The sequence below is a fragment of the Polaribacter cellanae genome, assembly GCF_017569185.1.
In the GTDB taxonomy this organism is placed as follows: Bacteria; Bacteroidota; Bacteroidia; order Flavobacteriales; family Flavobacteriaceae; genus Polaribacter; species Polaribacter cellanae.
In genome coordinates, this window is sequence record NZ_CP071869.1 from 865,906 (window position 1) to 881,900 (window position 15,995).

15 protein-coding genes are annotated in these 15,995 nt (G+C 30.2%); 7 read left to right on the top strand and 8 right to left on the bottom strand.

Annotated elements, in window-relative coordinates; translation table 11 throughout:
- From J3359_RS04020 to J3359_RS04040, 5 genes are all read right to left on the bottom strand, one after another.
- Positions 1-1,374 (bottom strand): HTTM domain-containing protein, encoded by a 1,374-nt coding sequence (locus tag J3359_RS04020; protein WP_208079465.1) that lies wholly within the window; start codon positions 1,372-1,374, stop codon positions 1-3.
- A 163-nt stretch (positions 1,375-1,537) separates the two neighbouring features.
- Positions 1,538-2,626, bottom strand: a complete 1,089-nt coding sequence (locus tag J3359_RS04025) for an imelysin family protein (protein WP_208079466.1) — start codon at positions 2,624-2,626, stop codon at positions 1,538-1,540.
- An 88-nt stretch (positions 2,627-2,714) separates the two neighbouring features.
- On the bottom strand, positions 2,715-3,902 hold the full coding sequence (locus J3359_RS04030; protein ID WP_208079467.1) for a DUF4856 domain-containing protein: 1,188 nt from the start codon (positions 3,900-3,902) through the stop codon (positions 2,715-2,717).
- Between the two features lie 140 nt (positions 3,903-4,042).
- Positions 4,043-5,566 carry a bifunctional metallophosphatase/5'-nucleotidase gene (locus J3359_RS04035; protein WP_208079468.1) on the bottom strand — a complete coding sequence of 508 codons (1,524 nt, stop codon included), beginning with the start codon at positions 5,564-5,566 and terminating at the stop codon, positions 4,043-4,045.
- A gap of 49 nt (positions 5,567-5,615) precedes the next feature.
- Positions 5,616-6,473 (bottom strand): hydroxymethylglutaryl-CoA lyase, encoded by an 858-nt coding sequence (locus J3359_RS04040; RefSeq protein WP_208079469.1) that lies wholly within the window; start codon positions 6,471-6,473, stop codon positions 5,616-5,618.
- An 84-nt stretch (positions 6,474-6,557) separates the two neighbouring features.
- Here J3359_RS04040 and J3359_RS04045 point away from each other — a divergent pair, with 84 nt between their 5' ends.
- From J3359_RS04045 to J3359_RS04055, 3 genes are read left to right on the top strand one after another with little or no spacing between them, the layout of a single operon-like run.
- Positions 6,558-6,809 carry a hypothetical protein gene (locus J3359_RS04045; RefSeq protein ID WP_208079470.1) on the top strand — a complete coding sequence of 84 codons (252 nt, stop codon included), beginning with the start codon at positions 6,558-6,560 and terminating at the stop codon, positions 6,807-6,809.
- A 54-nt stretch (positions 6,810-6,863) separates the two neighbouring features.
- Positions 6,864-8,162, top strand: coding sequence for an APC family permease (locus tag J3359_RS04050; protein ID WP_208079471.1), 1,299 nt, complete (start codon positions 6,864-6,866; stop codon positions 8,160-8,162).
- Between the two features lie 23 nt (positions 8,163-8,185).
- Positions 8,186-9,946: an APC family permease gene (locus J3359_RS04055; protein ID WP_208079472.1), complete on the top strand. Its 1,761-nt coding sequence runs from the start codon at positions 8,186-8,188 to the stop codon at positions 9,944-9,946.
- Here the strand turns inward: J3359_RS04055 and J3359_RS04060 are convergent.
- The 3 genes from J3359_RS04060 to recF form a co-directional block, all read right to left on the bottom strand.
- A complete protein-coding gene (locus J3359_RS04060) occupies positions 9,943-10,557 on the bottom strand; it encodes a LysE family translocator (protein ID WP_208079473.1) in 615 nt (204 codons plus the stop codon). The genes J3359_RS04055 and J3359_RS04060 overlap by 4 nt on opposite strands.
- Before the next feature lie 98 nt (positions 10,558-10,655).
- Positions 10,656-10,952, bottom strand: a complete 297-nt coding sequence (locus tag J3359_RS04065) for a DciA family protein (protein WP_208079474.1) — start codon at positions 10,950-10,952, stop codon at positions 10,656-10,658.
- A gap of 212 nt (positions 10,953-11,164) precedes the next feature.
- Positions 11,165-12,244, bottom strand: coding sequence for a DNA replication/repair protein RecF (recF, locus tag J3359_RS04070; protein WP_208079475.1), 1,080 nt, complete (start codon positions 12,242-12,244; stop codon positions 11,165-11,167).
- Positions 12,245-12,360: 116 nt separating this feature from the next.
- Between recF and J3359_RS04075 the strand changes: the two genes are divergently transcribed.
- From J3359_RS04075 to mutL, 4 genes are all read left to right on the top strand, one after another.
- The gene (locus J3359_RS04075) at positions 12,361-13,128 is read left to right on the top strand and encodes a tetratricopeptide repeat protein (protein WP_208079476.1); all 768 of its coding nucleotides are present in this window, start codon (positions 12,361-12,363) and stop codon (positions 13,126-13,128) included.
- A gap of 71 nt (positions 13,129-13,199) precedes the next feature.
- Complete coding sequence (gene ribH, locus J3359_RS04080; RefSeq protein WP_208079477.1) at positions 13,200-13,706, top strand: 6,7-dimethyl-8-ribityllumazine synthase; 507 nt, start codon at positions 13,200-13,202, stop codon at positions 13,704-13,706.
- A 197-nt stretch (positions 13,707-13,903) separates the two neighbouring features.
- The gene (locus J3359_RS04085; RefSeq protein WP_208079478.1) at positions 13,904-14,179 is read left to right on the top strand and encodes a riboflavin synthase subunit beta; all 276 of its coding nucleotides are present in this window, start codon (positions 13,904-13,906) and stop codon (positions 14,177-14,179) included.
- Positions 14,179-15,993, top strand: a complete 1,815-nt coding sequence (gene mutL, locus J3359_RS04090; RefSeq protein WP_208079479.1) for a DNA mismatch repair endonuclease MutL — start codon at positions 14,179-14,181, stop codon at positions 15,991-15,993. The genes J3359_RS04085 and mutL overlap by 1 nt, the downstream gene beginning before the upstream one ends.
- Positions 15,994-15,995: the final 2 nt, after the last annotated feature.

Consider the following 15,995-nt stretch of genomic DNA (forward strand, 5'->3'; position numbering starts at 1 on the left):
TTAAATTCCTTTTATTTTTATTTCTGATGAAAATGGCAACACCCATTCTCTATGTTTAAACGATTGTTTTTGCTGATATAAATCAACTTTAGAGTTGATGTATTTTGTACTCATTCTTCCATTTAAAGCGACATAACTTTCTACAAAAACACCCACATTTTCATGCCCTTGTTTTGTAAAATGGTCTCCTAAATAGTGTGCATATTCCAAGATAAAATCTGGTTGAAAACTCATTTGTTTTTCCTGAAAAGACGTTAAAAAATCGGTATTATCGACCATAAAAGAGCTCCCAGTTTTTAGATTTACGATTTTAAAATTTGTGCTGCCTGCTTTTTCCATTAACATGACTCGCCAAGAAAAACGATAGCCTTCTTCCGTCCAAAATAATTCTCCAGGATATAATAAATAACGCCAAGGAATTACTATTTGTAGTAGTAAAAATGCACCGATAATTAGTAAAATCCCTTTTCTTTTTGCTTTTGGAAAATGATATTCTTTAAGATCTTGAACAATCGTTTTCGTTTTTAAAATATATTTACGAATAAAGTGGATGATTTTTTCATGCAAACTTGCATCAAAAAAGACCAAGGTAGAAACAATCATTATAAAAGGGAACATACCTATTGGAAACAATACTCTTGTAAAAACGTGGAAAAACACCACCATAAAAAAGGCAAACAAACGTGTTCTTTTATACAATAACAAAAACGGAATTGCCAAATCGTATAACATTCCAGCCCAACTCATCGCATAAAAAAACCAATCTTGTTGCATAATGGTTTCTCCAATAAATGGTAAATCGTATTTAGAGGGCAACCAAATTTTTAAGGGCATTGCTCTAAACAACCAATCGGAATTTATTTTTGCCAATCCTGCATAAAAATATACGATTCCTAAAACTATTTTAATGCTATCTATTGTCCATTTTGGCACAAAACTAAACTGCTTTTTCTTATTGTAAGCATCTACTGAAAAATAGGCGTTTGCAGGTAAAAAAATCAATAAAAAACTTAAAACACTTATAAAATAATAGTGATTTAGGTAGGTCGTTTTATCCATCAATTCTATATAGGTAAATGATAGAAAAAAAGTAGTAATTGCCAAGCGATATTTATAGCCAAATGCCACAGAAAGAGCAGAAATTCCACAGATTAAAAAAAGAAGATATGTATAGTTTCCTAATGGTTTTATCCATTCGAAACCGTAATAAGAAAAGAAAAAATTTGGCTGTATGTAAAGTTTATCAATCCAACCATTTGCCCAAAAACGAACGATACTTCCAAACATCATCAACCCAAAAAATAAACGAAAAACGGCTAAAGGCGCTGCTTTTGTTTGGGCGTTAAAATTGTAGGAAAAATAATTGTTTTTCATAAAAACCTACCTAAAAAATAAAGCTTTCTGTATGTATGGTCGAGCACAGTCGAGACTTGTTTTTGTTGATAGCTTACAAGTAAACAAACCCTCAAGAATTGTATTCGCTACTTTCCTTTTTTATTTTGGTAACCTTGAGGAGACATACTTAATAACTTTATAATTAATCGCCATCATTATCTACATAGCCATCATCTAAAGGTATATTAAATGTCTGCATCATATCTACTTTTAATAAAATAATTGCTTTTTGTAACTCGTCATAAGCATTTAACATTTTGGAATTGTCTGATATAATTTGCGCTGAGAAATCTGTATTTAGACTATTAATTTTTATTTTTGCAGTAGCAAACTGAGCTTCTATTTTGGTAGCTAAATCTCGTCTATCTAAAGCCAACAAATAGTCTTTAAAACTGATACTACCATTTCCATTAAAAAGGTTTTCAACCGCTGTTAATGCTTCTAATGCTAATGTTTTAGATACATCTTTTTTATAAACAGCTTCTACTTTTTCTGGCAGTGGATTTGTAGAGAAAATACCAGCAGGAATTCCAAATTTGTTTGTTCTTACTCCTTTTTCGAAGAAAAAAACATAATCATTAATAATTTTATTAAAAGTACCAGATGAAGTTCTTTCTAAGTTGTTAACAAAAGTATTTCTATTAGCTTTAAATTTAGCAACAACATCTTTAGTCAAGTTGTTCATTTGGTTTAATACATCTGTTAAATACTTTTTATACTTATCGTTGTTAGTTGCAGTAGTAAATTTTGCTAAAATCTCGTTATCATTATCACCAACACCGTATAATAAATAGTCTAAAGCAGGAAAACCTTGTGCATCATGATTGTTAGCACTGTTTAAATCGTAACTTCCTGAAGAAATATTACTTTCAACATCTGCAACAGTAAGCGGATATACATTCATATAGAAAGAATATTGAATTTCTTCTGCTTTACCAATATTATACATTTCTATATATTGCCACTTTTTGTAAGCTTCCAACCAAGCTACTCTTAAATCTTCTAATGTTGTTTGTGTAGGATTGTTTATAAACGTATCTCCAATAGATTTTAAAGATTTCATTTTGCTGGCAAATTCATCATAAGAAGGAGTAATAATGTTATCTGCTATATTTGTAAGCATTATTTTTCTATCAAAATTATCTTTGACTTCAACCCCACCTTCTTCTCCAGAACTACAGGAATTAAAAATAATTGCGGCTACAAAAAGTAAACTAATTTTTTTAAACATCTTATTTCTATTTATTCTAAATAAAGATACAAAAGTAGTAAAAAGCGGTTAAATTAACCGCTTTTTACTACGAATATTTAATAATATTTTAATTGGCTGCTTGCGCTAATGTAAAGTTGAATTTTCCAGCAATGCTATTCGATATTTGATCTAAAGTAGCTCCAGAAACATCCCAAAAACCATTATCTTTTAATAAAGTATCCATAAAGGTATCAACTTCTGCTTTTGTAAAATAAGATTCTGATGAATTTGGTTTTCTTGTAAATTGTAAACTATATACAAATCCTAAACCTTCAGACAAATCATGAAAAGCAGCTGCCTTATCTGTAGCTAACTTACCTTTACCTTGTTGTAAATAATATACAGCTCTAACTCCTATAATTTCAGATATTTTTTCTCTTAAAATTTCTGCTTGTGCATTTCTTGTATTATAATCTTTAGCAACGATTGCGGCTCTTCCTAATTTAAAAGCATCGTAAATAGCTTTAGAAATTCCTGCAAAATCTGCATCTCCTTCTACTCTACTTAAATACTTATTTAAAAAACTGTCTTTACCTAAAACTGGGGCAGTAATATCGTCTTCAGCTCCATATAAATAACCAAAAGCCTCATCCCATTTGTGCTCCATTGTTGTGTAGTTTTTACCACTTGCAGTAACACCTCCATTATTGTCGGCTATATTTGTAGCTTCGTCTAAAACAGCTTTACTTAAATAATTGTTTAAAATTTGATCGACCATTAAACCACCAATTAAACTTTTTGCAATTAATTGATTGTACTCTACCCCTTTTTTATTTACGTAACGTGTAGAACCACCTCCAGCTTGCTGAATTTTACCAGCAACTCCTGCAGCAGCATCTGTGTTCCAATTAGGAAAAACTTCTGAAACTTGTGCAGCAATCCAACCATCGAACTGATTTTTAATTGCTGTTGCATCTGTAGAATTGGCTGAGAAAAAATCTTTTGAAGCCGCAACTTTACTACGAATATTTTTTGAAGATGCGTTTAAATCTGCATCAGAAAAATCTGCATTACCAGCAGTATGTGCAAATTTAGCATCTAAAGTGGTTTCTGTTTCTGTCGTTTTCTTTAATGCTGCAACAAATTCTACTGCCATTTTAATTCTGGTGGTTTGCCCATTAAAGTTTACTGTAGATTTTCCATTTCTTTCAAAACTATAGGTTTTAGGAGCTACCGTTTTTGGTAAATCTTTTTCAGCTTTCTTACAAGAAACTAAACTTGCAACTACAGCTAAGGATACGAATACTTTTTTCATTTTTATTAAGATTAACTATAAATAATATTTTATTTTTTAGCAAATATAAGACTCAAATTGAGTTTTGCAAAGTTTATTTAGAATAAATTAAAATAAGAAAATAAAAATACTTATATGTTATTGAAAATGAGAAATTAAAATTATTGCTTTTTTAGATATGCTACCACAGCTTTTCGAATATCGTGTGCGAGTTCTTCTTTTTTAGGATGATAAATAGACAAAACCTCGTTACTTTTATTTGATAAAAAAGGAATGTCGAATCCTTTTAACAAATAATCGGAAAAAGCGATTGTGTATGTAAGAGAAGAATTTATATGATTGTTATTAATCCACCAAGTATTGTTTTTGAATTCAATATTATGTATATGTAAATATGCGCCTGTTCCCTTCGCCTTTTTTCCATAATCTAAGACTCTTTTTAGCAGACTTCCTTTCAATTCTACTTTTACAATGTCTCCACCATAAGGCAAAACTCTAAAAATATCTACGGGTGTAATATTACCAACCAACTGATCGTCAATTCGAATAGAACCTCCATTTACAATGGCACCATCAATTTTATCATTATAAGCAAAAGACATTGCTTTGGTAATAATTTGCCCTAAATTGGTTGGTTTGCTTCTAATATTACTGTCTCTACCATCTAAAGGGATGGTTGTTTTATAAATTATCTCTTCCGGATTTTTAATAACATCTTTAATTTTTGCATTTAAAATGTTTTCCCATTTATCTACGATTCCACCTACATTTTCGTCTGTTTCAATCGTTTTATTGATTTCTTTCAATTCAGATTTTACAATGGTTTTCTTTGTTTTTTTATCGTAAGAAATACGATGAATATATACGGTTTTTGCATTTGCATCTGCTTTCGAAATTTGAACATTGCCCACAAAATTATTACTATTGGTGTGTTCATGACCTCCCATAATTAAAGGAACATTTGGTAGTAATTTGGCGATTCTCTTATCGTGCATTAATTTTACATGCGTCAACCCAAAAACTATAGCTACACTGTCTTTTATGGAATTATAAGATTCTTTTGCTTTGAGGATCATATTTCCATATTCCACATAATCTTTTGGGTTAGATGGAATGCAAACACTTATAAAACCTATCTTTATTTTTGTACCATCTGCATCTACTAATTCTCTTATAAACGTTTTATTTACTGGTGTTTTAATTCCATTTTGTTCTTTATAAAAAGGAATAACAGTTTCTTTAGTTTTTAGTTTCACATTGGCAGAAATCCAAGGGAAATTACTTTCGTTTAAACGTTTTTGAAGATTTTGTTGCGATAAATCGAATTCGTGATTTCCGAAAGCGACCAAATCGAAATTCATGGCATTCATAACTTCTACCATTTGTTTTCCACGAACTCTTTCTCCATTGACTTTTAGCGTTCCAATTAAAGACGGATTTAAAAAATCTCCTGCCATAAAAAGCAGTGTATTTTTGTTTTCTTTTAGTAAATTCTTATGTACAGTTTCTACTCTTGCCATGCCACCAAATTCGCCTCCTTGAATGGGTGAAATTTCGTACACGTCGTTTAATTGCAGAAACGTAAAATCTATTTTACCATCTTCTTTTGTTGCGTTTTTTACTGAAGAACAGGCTGTTATAAGTACTAAAAAAGAAATTAAAAAATATAGAATATTATTTTTCATAAAACAAATAAAAACTTTAATTAATATAAATTAACAAGGTAAATAACAACTACATAAAAACCTCTAAAGCCTTATTATAAGCACTCTCGAAACTCATGGGTTTTATATTGGTATCTGCTTTTTGTGCTGTAAAATAACTAACTAATTTTTCAGTTGGCATATTTCCAGTCAACTCGTCTTTTGCCATTGGGCAACCTCCATACCCTTTTATTGCTCCATCGAATCTATTGCAGCCTGCTTTAAAAGCGGCATCTACTTTTTCGTGCCATTTATTTGGAGTCGTATGTAAATGTGCACCAAATTCTATTTGTGGGTACTGTGGAATTAAGTTGGAAAATAAATAGTCAATCACTTTTGGTGTAGAACTACCAACAGTATCTGATAATGATAATATTTTCACACCCATTTTGGCCAATTTCTCTGTCCAATTTCCTACAATTTCTACATTCCAAGGATCTCCATAAGGATTTCCAAACCCCATAGATAAATAAGCAACCACTTTCTTATTCGTTTTATCTGCAATTGTTAGAATTTTGTCTAAAGTTTCTATCGATTCTGCAATGGTTTTATGCGTATTTCGCATTTGAAAGTTTTCGGAAATAGAGAAGGGATAGCCCAAATAATCAATTTCTTCGAATTTAGAGGCATCTTCTGCTCCTCTTACATTTGCGATAATTGCCAATAATTTACTATTTGTTTTAGACAAATCTAATTTCGCTAAAACAGCTGCTGTATCTCGCATTTGCGGAATCGCTTTGGGCGAAACGAAACTGCCAAAATCAATCGTGTCGAACCCAACTTTTAAAAGTGAATTGATATACAATGCTTTTTTCTCTGTAGAAATAAAATGAGATTTTATTCCTTGCATTGCGTCTCTTGGACATTCTATAATTTTAACTTTTTTCATGAATTCAAATATACAGAAACTACTGTAGTTCTAAAATTTTTATTGAATTTATTAATTGCTTTTTGGTACTTTTGCAATTCTATAATGAATGTTAAAAAACATACTTTACAAGTTATTGTTACTGCCCAGTTTTTCTACACACCTCTTTGGTTTGTAGAAAACAAAATTAACTTAGGCTTAATTGCTGTTTTTCAAATAAGTAAATCTATTTTTAGAAACTTAACTGTGGAGTTACAATTTAGTTTTATTACAGGGCTACTACTTTTTACTTTGTTTATAATTACTAATCGTTTTTCTCTATTTAAAGTATATTTTAATCGTAATTTGTTAAAATAAGTAGAGTTTATATGTTTAGAAAAACATTATAGTTAAGTATTCTAAAAAATAAGAATGACTCAACATAGAAAAAGAAATAAAAATTTAGGTTTGGTAGAGCTTATTGCCATTGCTTTAGGAGGAATGGTTGGTGGTGGCATCTTTACAGTTCTTGGAATTTCTGTTTCTATGATTGGTAGTTTAACTCCAATTGCCATAATTGTTGGCGGTTTAATTGCTTCTTTAGCAGCATATTCTTACGTGAAACTTGGTTTGTATTATAAAGATGAAGGTGCTACGTACTCTTTTTTTAAACACACATACCCAAACTCAAGTTTTTCTGCATCTGCTATTGGTTGGTTTATTATTTTTGGCTATATAAGTACATTAGCCTTATATGCATACACATTTTCTTCTTATGCTATTAGTAGCAGCGATTTTGCAAACAATATTTGGGTTCGTAAAGGAATCGCAATTGCAGTTATTGGTATTTTTACATTTATAAATATATGGAGTGTAAATGGAATGGGTAAAATTGAAGATTTAATGGTCTATACAAAACTCGTTATTTTAACAATTATATCAATTATATTAATAACTCATGGAAATACAGATTTTGGCACTTTTGTAGAAAATATGTCTGTAGATTTCGAAAAATCGAACATGTTTTCCATCTTAATTGTTGCTTCTCTAACTTTTGTTGCTTATGAAGGCTTCCAATTGGTAATAAACGCAGTTGGAGAAATGACAAATCCAAAAAAAAATATTCCAAGAGCTATTTATAGTGCGATTGCATTGGCAATATTAATTTATGTTGTAATTTCTATTGGGGCTTTGTTTGCAATTCCTAAAGAAGAAATTATTAAAAATAAGGAATTTGCTTTGGCCTCTGGAGCAGGAACCGTTTTAGGTAATATAGGAACAAACTTGGTTATTTTAGGAGCACTTTTAGCAACTAGTAGTGCCATTAGTGGAACTATTTTTGGCTCTTCCAGACAAATGTCTGTCGTAGCTAAAGATGGTTATTTTCCTAAAATTTTAGCTGTTCGAAAAAATGGAAGCCCACAAAATTCTATTATTGCTATGGCTTTATTAGCTTGTATATTAATTACAGTTGGTGGATTGGAGTTAATATTAGAATTTGGTAGTGTTACTTTCCTCTTAGTTTCTTTGTTAATGGCTATTGCAAATTATAAAATTAGAGATAAAACAAACTCTTCTACTCTTATAACTATAATTTCTATTATAGGTTTAAGTATTGGTGGTTTTTTAATCCTTTATTACGAATTTACCAATGAATGGAAACAAATGTTAGTAATACTTTTATTATATGCTTTGCTAAGTTTTGGCGCTTGGAAATTTTCTAAAAATTAAAATATACACAATAAGTAAATAAAATGAAAAATAATAAAAAATTAAGCGAACTATCTGCGACAGCAATCTGTGGTAACGATATTAGTTCTTCTGTTTTGTATGTATCTGCTTTAGCAATTGCCTTTGCTGGTCAGTATGCTTGGATTACACTTTTAATCGTATCTTTTGTCTTATTTTTATTTAGAAAAATTTATGGAGAAGTTGTTGGTGCACTACCTTTAAATGGAGGTGCTTATAATGCGCTTTTAAATACAACAAGTAAATCTACAGCCTCTTTTGCTGCAACACTTACACTATTATCTTACATGGCAACTGCTGTTATTTCTGCAAATGAAGCAATCCATTATTTACATTATATAATACCATCTATGCCCATAATAATTGCAACTATAATATTATTGGCGTTGTTTGCTTTTTTAGTAATTGGTGGTATTTCTGAATCTGCAAAAGTAGCAGTTGGTATTTTTCTTTTTCATTTAACTTCTTTAGTAATATTAAGTGGTTTTATTATTTACTATTTTACTGAAAATGGAATTCCTACGTTTATAGATAATTGGAATTTCCCTTTAAAAGATGGAAGCATTACAAACGCTATTTTCTTAGGTTTTGCAGCTTCTATGTTAGGGGTTTCTGGTTTTGAAAGCTCTGCAAATTTTGTTGAAGAACAAAAAAGAGGTGTTTTTCCAAAAACGCTTAAAAATATGTGGTCCATTGTAAGTATTATAAATCCTTTAATGGCCGTCTTTGCATTGGCTTTATTTACAATTCCTGTGTTGCAAACGGATGAATATCAAAATACATTATTAATAAAAATGGGAAAACATGTTGGTGGAGAATCGATTGCATATCTAATTGCCATTGATGCCTTTTTAGTGTTAAGTGGTGCTGTTTTAACCTCTTTTGTAGGTGTAACAGGACTCTTAGAAAGAATGGCCTTAGATAGAATAATTCCACCATTTTTCTTGAAAAAAAACAAAAAAGGAAGTTCTTATAGAATTATTATTATTTTTCTACTGTTATCTGTTTCAGTTTTACTAATAACAAAAGGAAATGTAAAGTTATTAGCGGGTGTTTATACTATTTCATTCTTATCTGTAATGGCTTTATTTGGAATTGGAAATATTTTATTGAAAGTAAAAAGAAGCCAATTACCAAGACCAGAAAGAGCTTCTTGGCTAGCAGTGTTTATAGCCATTGGAGCAGTTTTAATTGCGCTTTTTGGAAACATCTTAATGCCAGCAAAAGAAGATTTACCAAGTAATATAACCGTTTTTCTATATTATTTTATACCTACCATTTCTCTAATTGTAATAATGTTAAATAGAACTTTTTTATTAAAGTTAGTTTTAAAACTAATAGATTCTTTTTTTATTCCAATTCGAAGATTTGTTGAAAAATCAGACAAGCATATTCAAAAAGTAATTGACACCATAAACGACCAAGAATTTGTGTTTTTTACGAGAGGAGACAGTATTGCAACCCTAAATAAGGTAATGTTGTACATTTCTAAAAACGAACACACAAAAAAAATAAAAATTGTAACAGTTGTTGGAAAAGAAAATGTCTATAACAAAAATTTAGAACAAGAAATAGATTTCTTAAACAGAGAGTATCCAGATATTGAAATTGAACTTGTAAAGATTGATGGTGAATTCAACCCGCAATTAATAAGAGAACTTTCAGAAAAATGGCAAATCCCTATCAACTTTATGTTTATTGGTTCTTTAGATAAAAAATTTCCTTATAGAATTGAAGAACTAGGTGGTGTTCGCTTAATTATTTAGATTAATATTAAAACCGAAATCGCTACAAAAACAATAATTTGTGCCCATTTTAAATACAAACCTGTTTTTTTGTGTTCTTTTAAATAAATAGATACTTTTCCAGCAAGAACAGCAATACTTCCAAAAACAATAAAAGAAACTAAGATAAAATGGAAGCCTAAAATATAAAATTGTAAAATGGTAGACATTTCTGAAGAAAATAAAAACTGAGGAAAAAATGCCAAAAAGAAAATGGTTACTTTCGGATTTAAAACATTCATTAAAAAACCCGTTTTAAACAACTGAAACGTACTTTTTTGTGTTACATTTTCTGTAGAAATTAAAATTTCTGAATCACTTTTGTAAACACGATATGCCAAATACAACAAATAACTCGCACCTAAAATTTTAATAATTAGAAATAAATTCTCATTTTCTTTGATGATTGTGGAAACTCCAAATGCAACCAATGTAGTATGAATGATACAACCTGTCATCAATCCAAAAACAGTTGCCAAACCATATTTTCTTCCATTTACAATACTTTGTGTTAACACAAAAATATTGTCTGGCCCTGGAGAAACTGCAAGAACAGAAGTCGCTAAAATAAAGGAGATCAATGTTTCAATCATAAATTATTAAGATGAGACAGGTTTCACAGATTAGCACAAATATCGTTATTTGTTTTTAAAATAAACATATTCAAAAACTTTAAAAGCTAGTTTAAATTTTACACCAACATCAATTTTCCCACAACTTCGTCACCCAATTCTTCATTCATCATTTTTATAATTTTTTCTTTCCCATAACTCAACTCTTCACGCAAAACAGAAGAAGTTAAATTAATTATCAACGTTTTATTTTGAAGTTTTACAGAAGTTGTATGCGTTGCAACTCCTTGCCCCATCATTTTTGTCCAGGTTTCTTCCACTTTAATTTTTTGCATTCCTTTGCTTAAATTATTTTCTTTGATAAAACTCTGCATTAAATCTTTTACCGAAAAAGAATCGTTTTCTCTTTTTGACATGAATTAGTTGTAGATATTAGATATTAGATATTAGATATTAGATATTAGATATTAGATATTAGATATTAGATATTAGATATTAGATATTAGATATTAGATATTAGATAAAAATTAAAAAACTTAGCGACTTAAAAAAATAATTCTTTGCCAATCTGCGAATTTTCGAAAAAAAAATCCAATTGAACTTCAAACTTCCAGCTTCTAACTTCCAACTAAAGCTTAAAAATCTGATAAGGTTTATTACTCTGCTTCACAATATTCTCTGTTCTTTCAGAATGCGTATCTGTAATAAAAATTTGTCCGAATTCGTCGTTATTTACCAATTCTATAATTTGTAAAACTCTGTTTTCATCTAATTTATCGAAAATATCGTCCAATAATAAAATAGGAATTACTTCCGATTGTTGTTTAATAAAATCAAACTGCGCCAACTTTAAAGCAATTAAATACGATTTTTGCTGTCCTTGCGAACCAAATTTTTTAATTGGGTACTCTCCTATTTCAAAACTTAAATCGTCTTTATGAATTCCTGAAGTTGTGTATTGTAAAATTTTATCTTTCTCTAAAGATTTTCGCATTAAATCTTGCATCGAAAAATCGTGTAACTGACTTTTATAAATTAAATTCACACGTTCTTTATTTCCTGATATAATTTGATATTTCTGGTTAAAAATAGGAATAAATTCCTCTAAAAAAGTTTTTCTAACCTCATAAATTTTAGATCCATAGTCAGAAAGTTGTTCATCATAAACACTTAAATTTAAAGCATCGAACGTTCTATTGGCCGCGAAATATTTTAACAATGCATTTCGCTGACTCAACACCTTATTATACGCAATTAAATCTTGTAAATATTTTTTGTTTTGCTGAGAAATTACACCATCTATAAATTTTCTTCTAGTATCACTACCTTCTGTAACCAAATCTCTATCTGCAGGAGAAATAATAACCAATGGCAATTGCCCAATATGTTCCGAAAACTTATCGTAACTTTTTCCATTTCTTTTTAAAACCTTCTTTTGTCCTTTTTTTAAACTACAAACAATTTTCTCGTTTCTATCCTTTAAAAGATAGTCTCCTTCTATCATAAAAAAACCTTCTCCATGTCTAATATTTTGTATTGCGACCGAATTAAAGTAACTTTTTGCAAAAGAAAGATAATAAATGGCGTCTAAAACATTGGTTTTACCAACACCATTGTCGCCCACAAAACAATTTATTTTCTGCTGAAAATCAAAAGATTGCGACTCAATATTTTTAAAATTAACCAAAGAAAGTTTCTGTAAATACATAAATAAAGAATGTTCTTAAAAACGATTTGCAAATTATTGAAAATTTTGCGAATTATTGCCTTTTAAAATCCAATTAAAAAAACTATTTTTGTCGCCACTAATTTTTTAAGTAAAAGATGGCAACATACAAGAAGAAATACAAACCAGAAGGTAAAAAAGAGCAACAAGATGTTGACAATATGGAGAGTACAACTGCAGAAGTATTTAATACTTTAGACGAAACTGCCTCGAAATCCGAGCAATGGATAGAAAAAAACAGCAAACCGTTGTTTTACTCTTTAGTTGCAGCTGTTGTTATTTTCTTAGCTTATTTAGGGTATAACAAATATATTGTAGAGCCAAATGAATTGGAGGCCTCCAACGAATTGGCATTTCCAAGAAAATATTTCGACGAAGCTGCAACTGCAGGTTCTGGAATCGATTCTTTATTAAACTTAGGTTTAGAAGGTGTAGATGGAAAATATGGTTTTTTAGATATTGCAAATTCTTATAGCGGAACAGATGCTGGAAACTTAGCGAATTATTATGCTGGTGTTTCTTATTTACAATTAAAAAAATACGACAAAGCAATTGAGTATTTAAACAAATTCGATTCAAACGATGCCTTATTAGGTCCTGTTTCTTTAGGTGCCATTGGAGATGCTTTTGCAGATATCAATCAGCCAGAAGACGCTTTAGATTATTACGAAAAAGCAGCGAATAAAAAAGAAAATTCATTTACAACTCCTTTATATTTATACAAAGCTGGTCAAACAGCAATGCAATTAAAGAAGTTCGATAAAGCTGAGTCGTTATTCACAAAAATTAAAGAAAACTACCCAAATTCAGATCAAGGTAGAGATGTAGAGAAATTTATCTACGCAGCAAAATACGCTGGTAAATAGTATGCAGTATACAGTCTCAGTAAGCAGTAAACTTACTGTAAACTGCAACTGAAAACTGAAAACTAAAAATTATGGCTACAACCAATTTATCTTATTACGATAAAGCAACAATCCCAAATGCGAAATCTTTTCGATTTGGGATTGTTGTTTCTGAATGGAATCCAGAAATTACAAAAAACTTACAAAAAGGAGCAATCGAAACTTTAATCGACTGTGGTGCTTCCAAAGAAAATATTATTTCTTGGGAAGTTCCTGGAAGTTTCGAATTGGTTTTTGGTTGCAAAAAAATGATTCAATCGCAACAAGTAGATGCCATTATTGCCATTGGAAATGTTATTCAAGGTGAAACCAAACATTTCGACTTTGTTTGTGAAGGCGTTACCCAAGGAATTGTAGATTTAAATATAAAATACGATGTTCCTGTTATTTTCTGTGTCTTAACAGATAATACCAAACAACAATCTTTAGAAAGATCTGGTGGTAAATTAGGGAATAAAGGAATAGAATGTGCTGTTGCTGCTGTAAAAATGGCGGCTCTAAGAAACATTAACAGAAGTAAAGAAAACATTGGTTTTTAAAACTTTTCACTTTCCTTCAAGGTTTTTTATAAAATATTCCTTTGCAAACTCTACTAAAAAGTTACACAAATAATTTAAGAATACTTTTAGCATCAATCTTTGAGAAATTCCTTTAATTTCTTTAAATTTGAAATGCTTTAAAATTGGTACAGAAATTGATTTATCAGAATTAATATTCACCAATTATTTCTAAAACTATGGGATTTTTAAAACGTACAAACAAAAAATTTGATTATCAACCTCGTTATTATAAAGGAGAAGGAAACCCTTTTAAAATCGAGCACAAACTAGATCAGTTTAGAAAAACTGCAGGAAAAAATAAAGGAATTAAAGGCAAGTTTAACGACGCTTTCGACGATTTAAAAAATTCGGACAAAAGTGTAAACAAAACACTTTTAATAATTATTGCTGTTTTAGTACTAATTTTTTTATACATCATCGATTTCGATTTATCCATATTTACTAGAAATTAATGTCAGACATTATTCAACTTTTACCAGATCATGTTGCCAACCAAATTGCAGCAGGAGAGGTCGTACAACGTCCAGCTTCTGTTGTAAAAGAATTGCTAGAAAATGCAATTGATGCTGGTGCAACTAATATTACATTATTACTAAAAGACGCTGGTAAAACGCTAATTCAAGTTATAGATAATGGCAAAGGAATGAGTGCCACAGATGCAAGAATGTGTTTCGAAAGACATGCAACCTCTAAAATACAAAAAGCGGAAGATTTATTTAATTTGTGCACTAAAGGTTTTCGTGGAGAAGCACTTGCCTCAATCGCTGCAATTGCGCATGTTGAATTAAAAACGAAGCAAAAAGACGAAGAATTAGGCACTTGTATTAAAGTTGAAGGTAGCAAAGTTGTTGCACAAGATTTTATTTCTACAAGTGAAGGCACAAGTTTGGCGGTTAAAAACTTGTTTTACAACATTCCTGCAAGACGAAATTTTTTAAAATCGGATACTGTTGAAACAAGACATATTATAGACGAGTTTCAAAGAGTAGCTTTGGCACATCCAAATATTACTTTTTTATTACACCATAACAACAACGAGGTGTATCATTTAAAAGGAAGCAATCTTAGAAAACGAATTGTTGCGGTTTTTGGAGCTAAAATGAATGAAAAATTAGTTCCAATAGACGAAACTACAGACATTCTTAAAATTGAAGGATTTGTTGCAAAACCAGAATTTTCGAAACGAAAACGTGGCGAACAATTCTTTTTTGTAAACGATCGATTTATAAAAAGTTCGTATTTAAATCACGCAGTTGTAAATGCCTTCGATGGTTTGTTAGAACAAGGAGCACATCCCTCCTATTTTTTATATTTAACGGTTCCTACAAGTTCTATTGACATCAATATTCACCCTACAAAAACCGAAATAAAGTTCGATAACGAAAAAGCATTGTATGCCATGTTAAGAGCCACTGTAAAGCACAGTTTAGGGCAATACAATGTGGCACCCGTTTTAGATTTTAATAGAGATGCGAATTTAGATACTCCTTATAGTTTTAAATCGAATGGAAAAAAAGCGAGTGTTCCTAAAATTTCTGTAAATCCAGATTTTAATCCGTTTAAAGAAGAACAGAAAAAAGAAAACAATTTTCCATTTAAAAGAGGGAAAAATACCCAAAGTTGGGAATCTTTATATACTTCTGTAGATACAATTGAACAAACTCCACAAGAGAATTTGTTTCAACATCAAGAAGAAGCAAAAGCGCAGAAAACATTTCAAATACAGCGTAAATATGTGCTGAGTTCCATAAAATCTGGAGTGGTTTTAATCAACCAATCTTTGGCACACCAACGTGTTTTATACGAACAATTTTTAGAAAGTATTACCGTTAAAGAAGCAAACAGTCAGCAATTATTATTTCCTGTGAAAATTGCATTTTCATCTGCAGAAATAGAAATGATTTACACGATTAAAACCGAATTAGAAAATGCAGGTTTTTCGTTTGATGAATTTACAAAAGACAGTGTAACCATTAAGGGAATTCCGGTTTCGGTAACCGAAAGTAAAATTACCATCATTTTAGAAGAATTGCTAAATGATATCGATTTGGAAGTGCCAGATGCGAGTTTTAGTCATTTTGATGTAATGGCAAAATCATTCGCCAAAACATTGTCCATAAAAACAGGCACATTATTATCCGAAAAAGAGCAAGAAGGTTTGGTTAACGACTTGTTTTCGTGTAAAGAACCAACGATTTCTCCTTTTGGAAAAGCAACTTTTAAAACATTAACAATCCACGAAATCGATAATTTATTCAATAGCTAAAT

Excerpts from the sequence above, each read along its gene's own strand:
- J3359_RS04035 (WP_208079468.1), bottom strand. The coding sequence starts at position 5,566 with ATGAAAAATAATATTCTATATTTTTTAATTTCTTTTTTAGTACTTATA.
- J3359_RS04025 (WP_208079466.1), bottom strand. The coding sequence starts at position 2,626 with ATGTTTAAAAAAATTAGTTTACTTTTTGTAGCCGCAATTATTTTTAAT.
- J3359_RS04045 (WP_208079470.1), top strand. The coding sequence starts at position 6,558 with ATGAATGTTAAAAAACATACTTTACAAGTTATTGTTACTGCCCAGTTT.
- J3359_RS04075 (WP_208079476.1), top strand. The coding sequence starts at position 12,361 with ATGGCAACATACAAGAAGAAATACAAACCAGAAGGTAAAAAAGAGCAA.
- J3359_RS04055 (WP_208079472.1), top strand. The coding sequence starts at position 8,186 with ATGAAAAATAATAAAAAATTAAGCGAACTATCTGCGACAGCAATCTGT.
- ribH (WP_208079477.1), top strand. The coding sequence starts at position 13,200 with ATGGCTACAACCAATTTATCTTATTACGATAAAGCAACAATCCCAAAT.
- J3359_RS04040 (WP_208079469.1), bottom strand. The coding sequence starts at position 6,473 with ATGAAAAAAGTTAAAATTATAGAATGTCCAAGAGACGCAATGCAAGGA.
- recF (WP_208079475.1), bottom strand. The coding sequence starts at position 12,244 with ATGTATTTACAGAAACTTTCTTTGGTTAATTTTAAAAATATTGAGTCG.
- J3359_RS04050 (WP_208079471.1), top strand. The coding sequence starts at position 6,864 with ATGACTCAACATAGAAAAAGAAATAAAAATTTAGGTTTGGTAGAGCTT.
- J3359_RS04020 (WP_208079465.1), bottom strand. The coding sequence starts at position 1,374 with ATGAAAAACAATTATTTTTCCTACAATTTTAACGCCCAAACAAAAGCA.
- J3359_RS04085 (WP_208079478.1), top strand. The coding sequence starts at position 13,904 with ATGGGATTTTTAAAACGTACAAACAAAAAATTTGATTATCAACCTCGT.
- J3359_RS04060 (WP_208079473.1), bottom strand. The coding sequence starts at position 10,557 with ATGATTGAAACATTGATCTCCTTTATTTTAGCGACTTCTGTTCTTGCA.
- mutL (WP_208079479.1), top strand. The coding sequence starts at position 14,179 with ATGTCAGACATTATTCAACTTTTACCAGATCATGTTGCCAACCAAATT.
- J3359_RS04030 (WP_208079467.1), bottom strand. The coding sequence starts at position 3,902 with ATGAAAAAAGTATTCGTATCCTTAGCTGTAGTTGCAAGTTTAGTTTCT.
- J3359_RS04065 (WP_208079474.1), bottom strand. The coding sequence starts at position 10,952 with ATGTCAAAAAGAGAAAACGATTCTTTTTCGGTAAAAGATTTAATGCAG.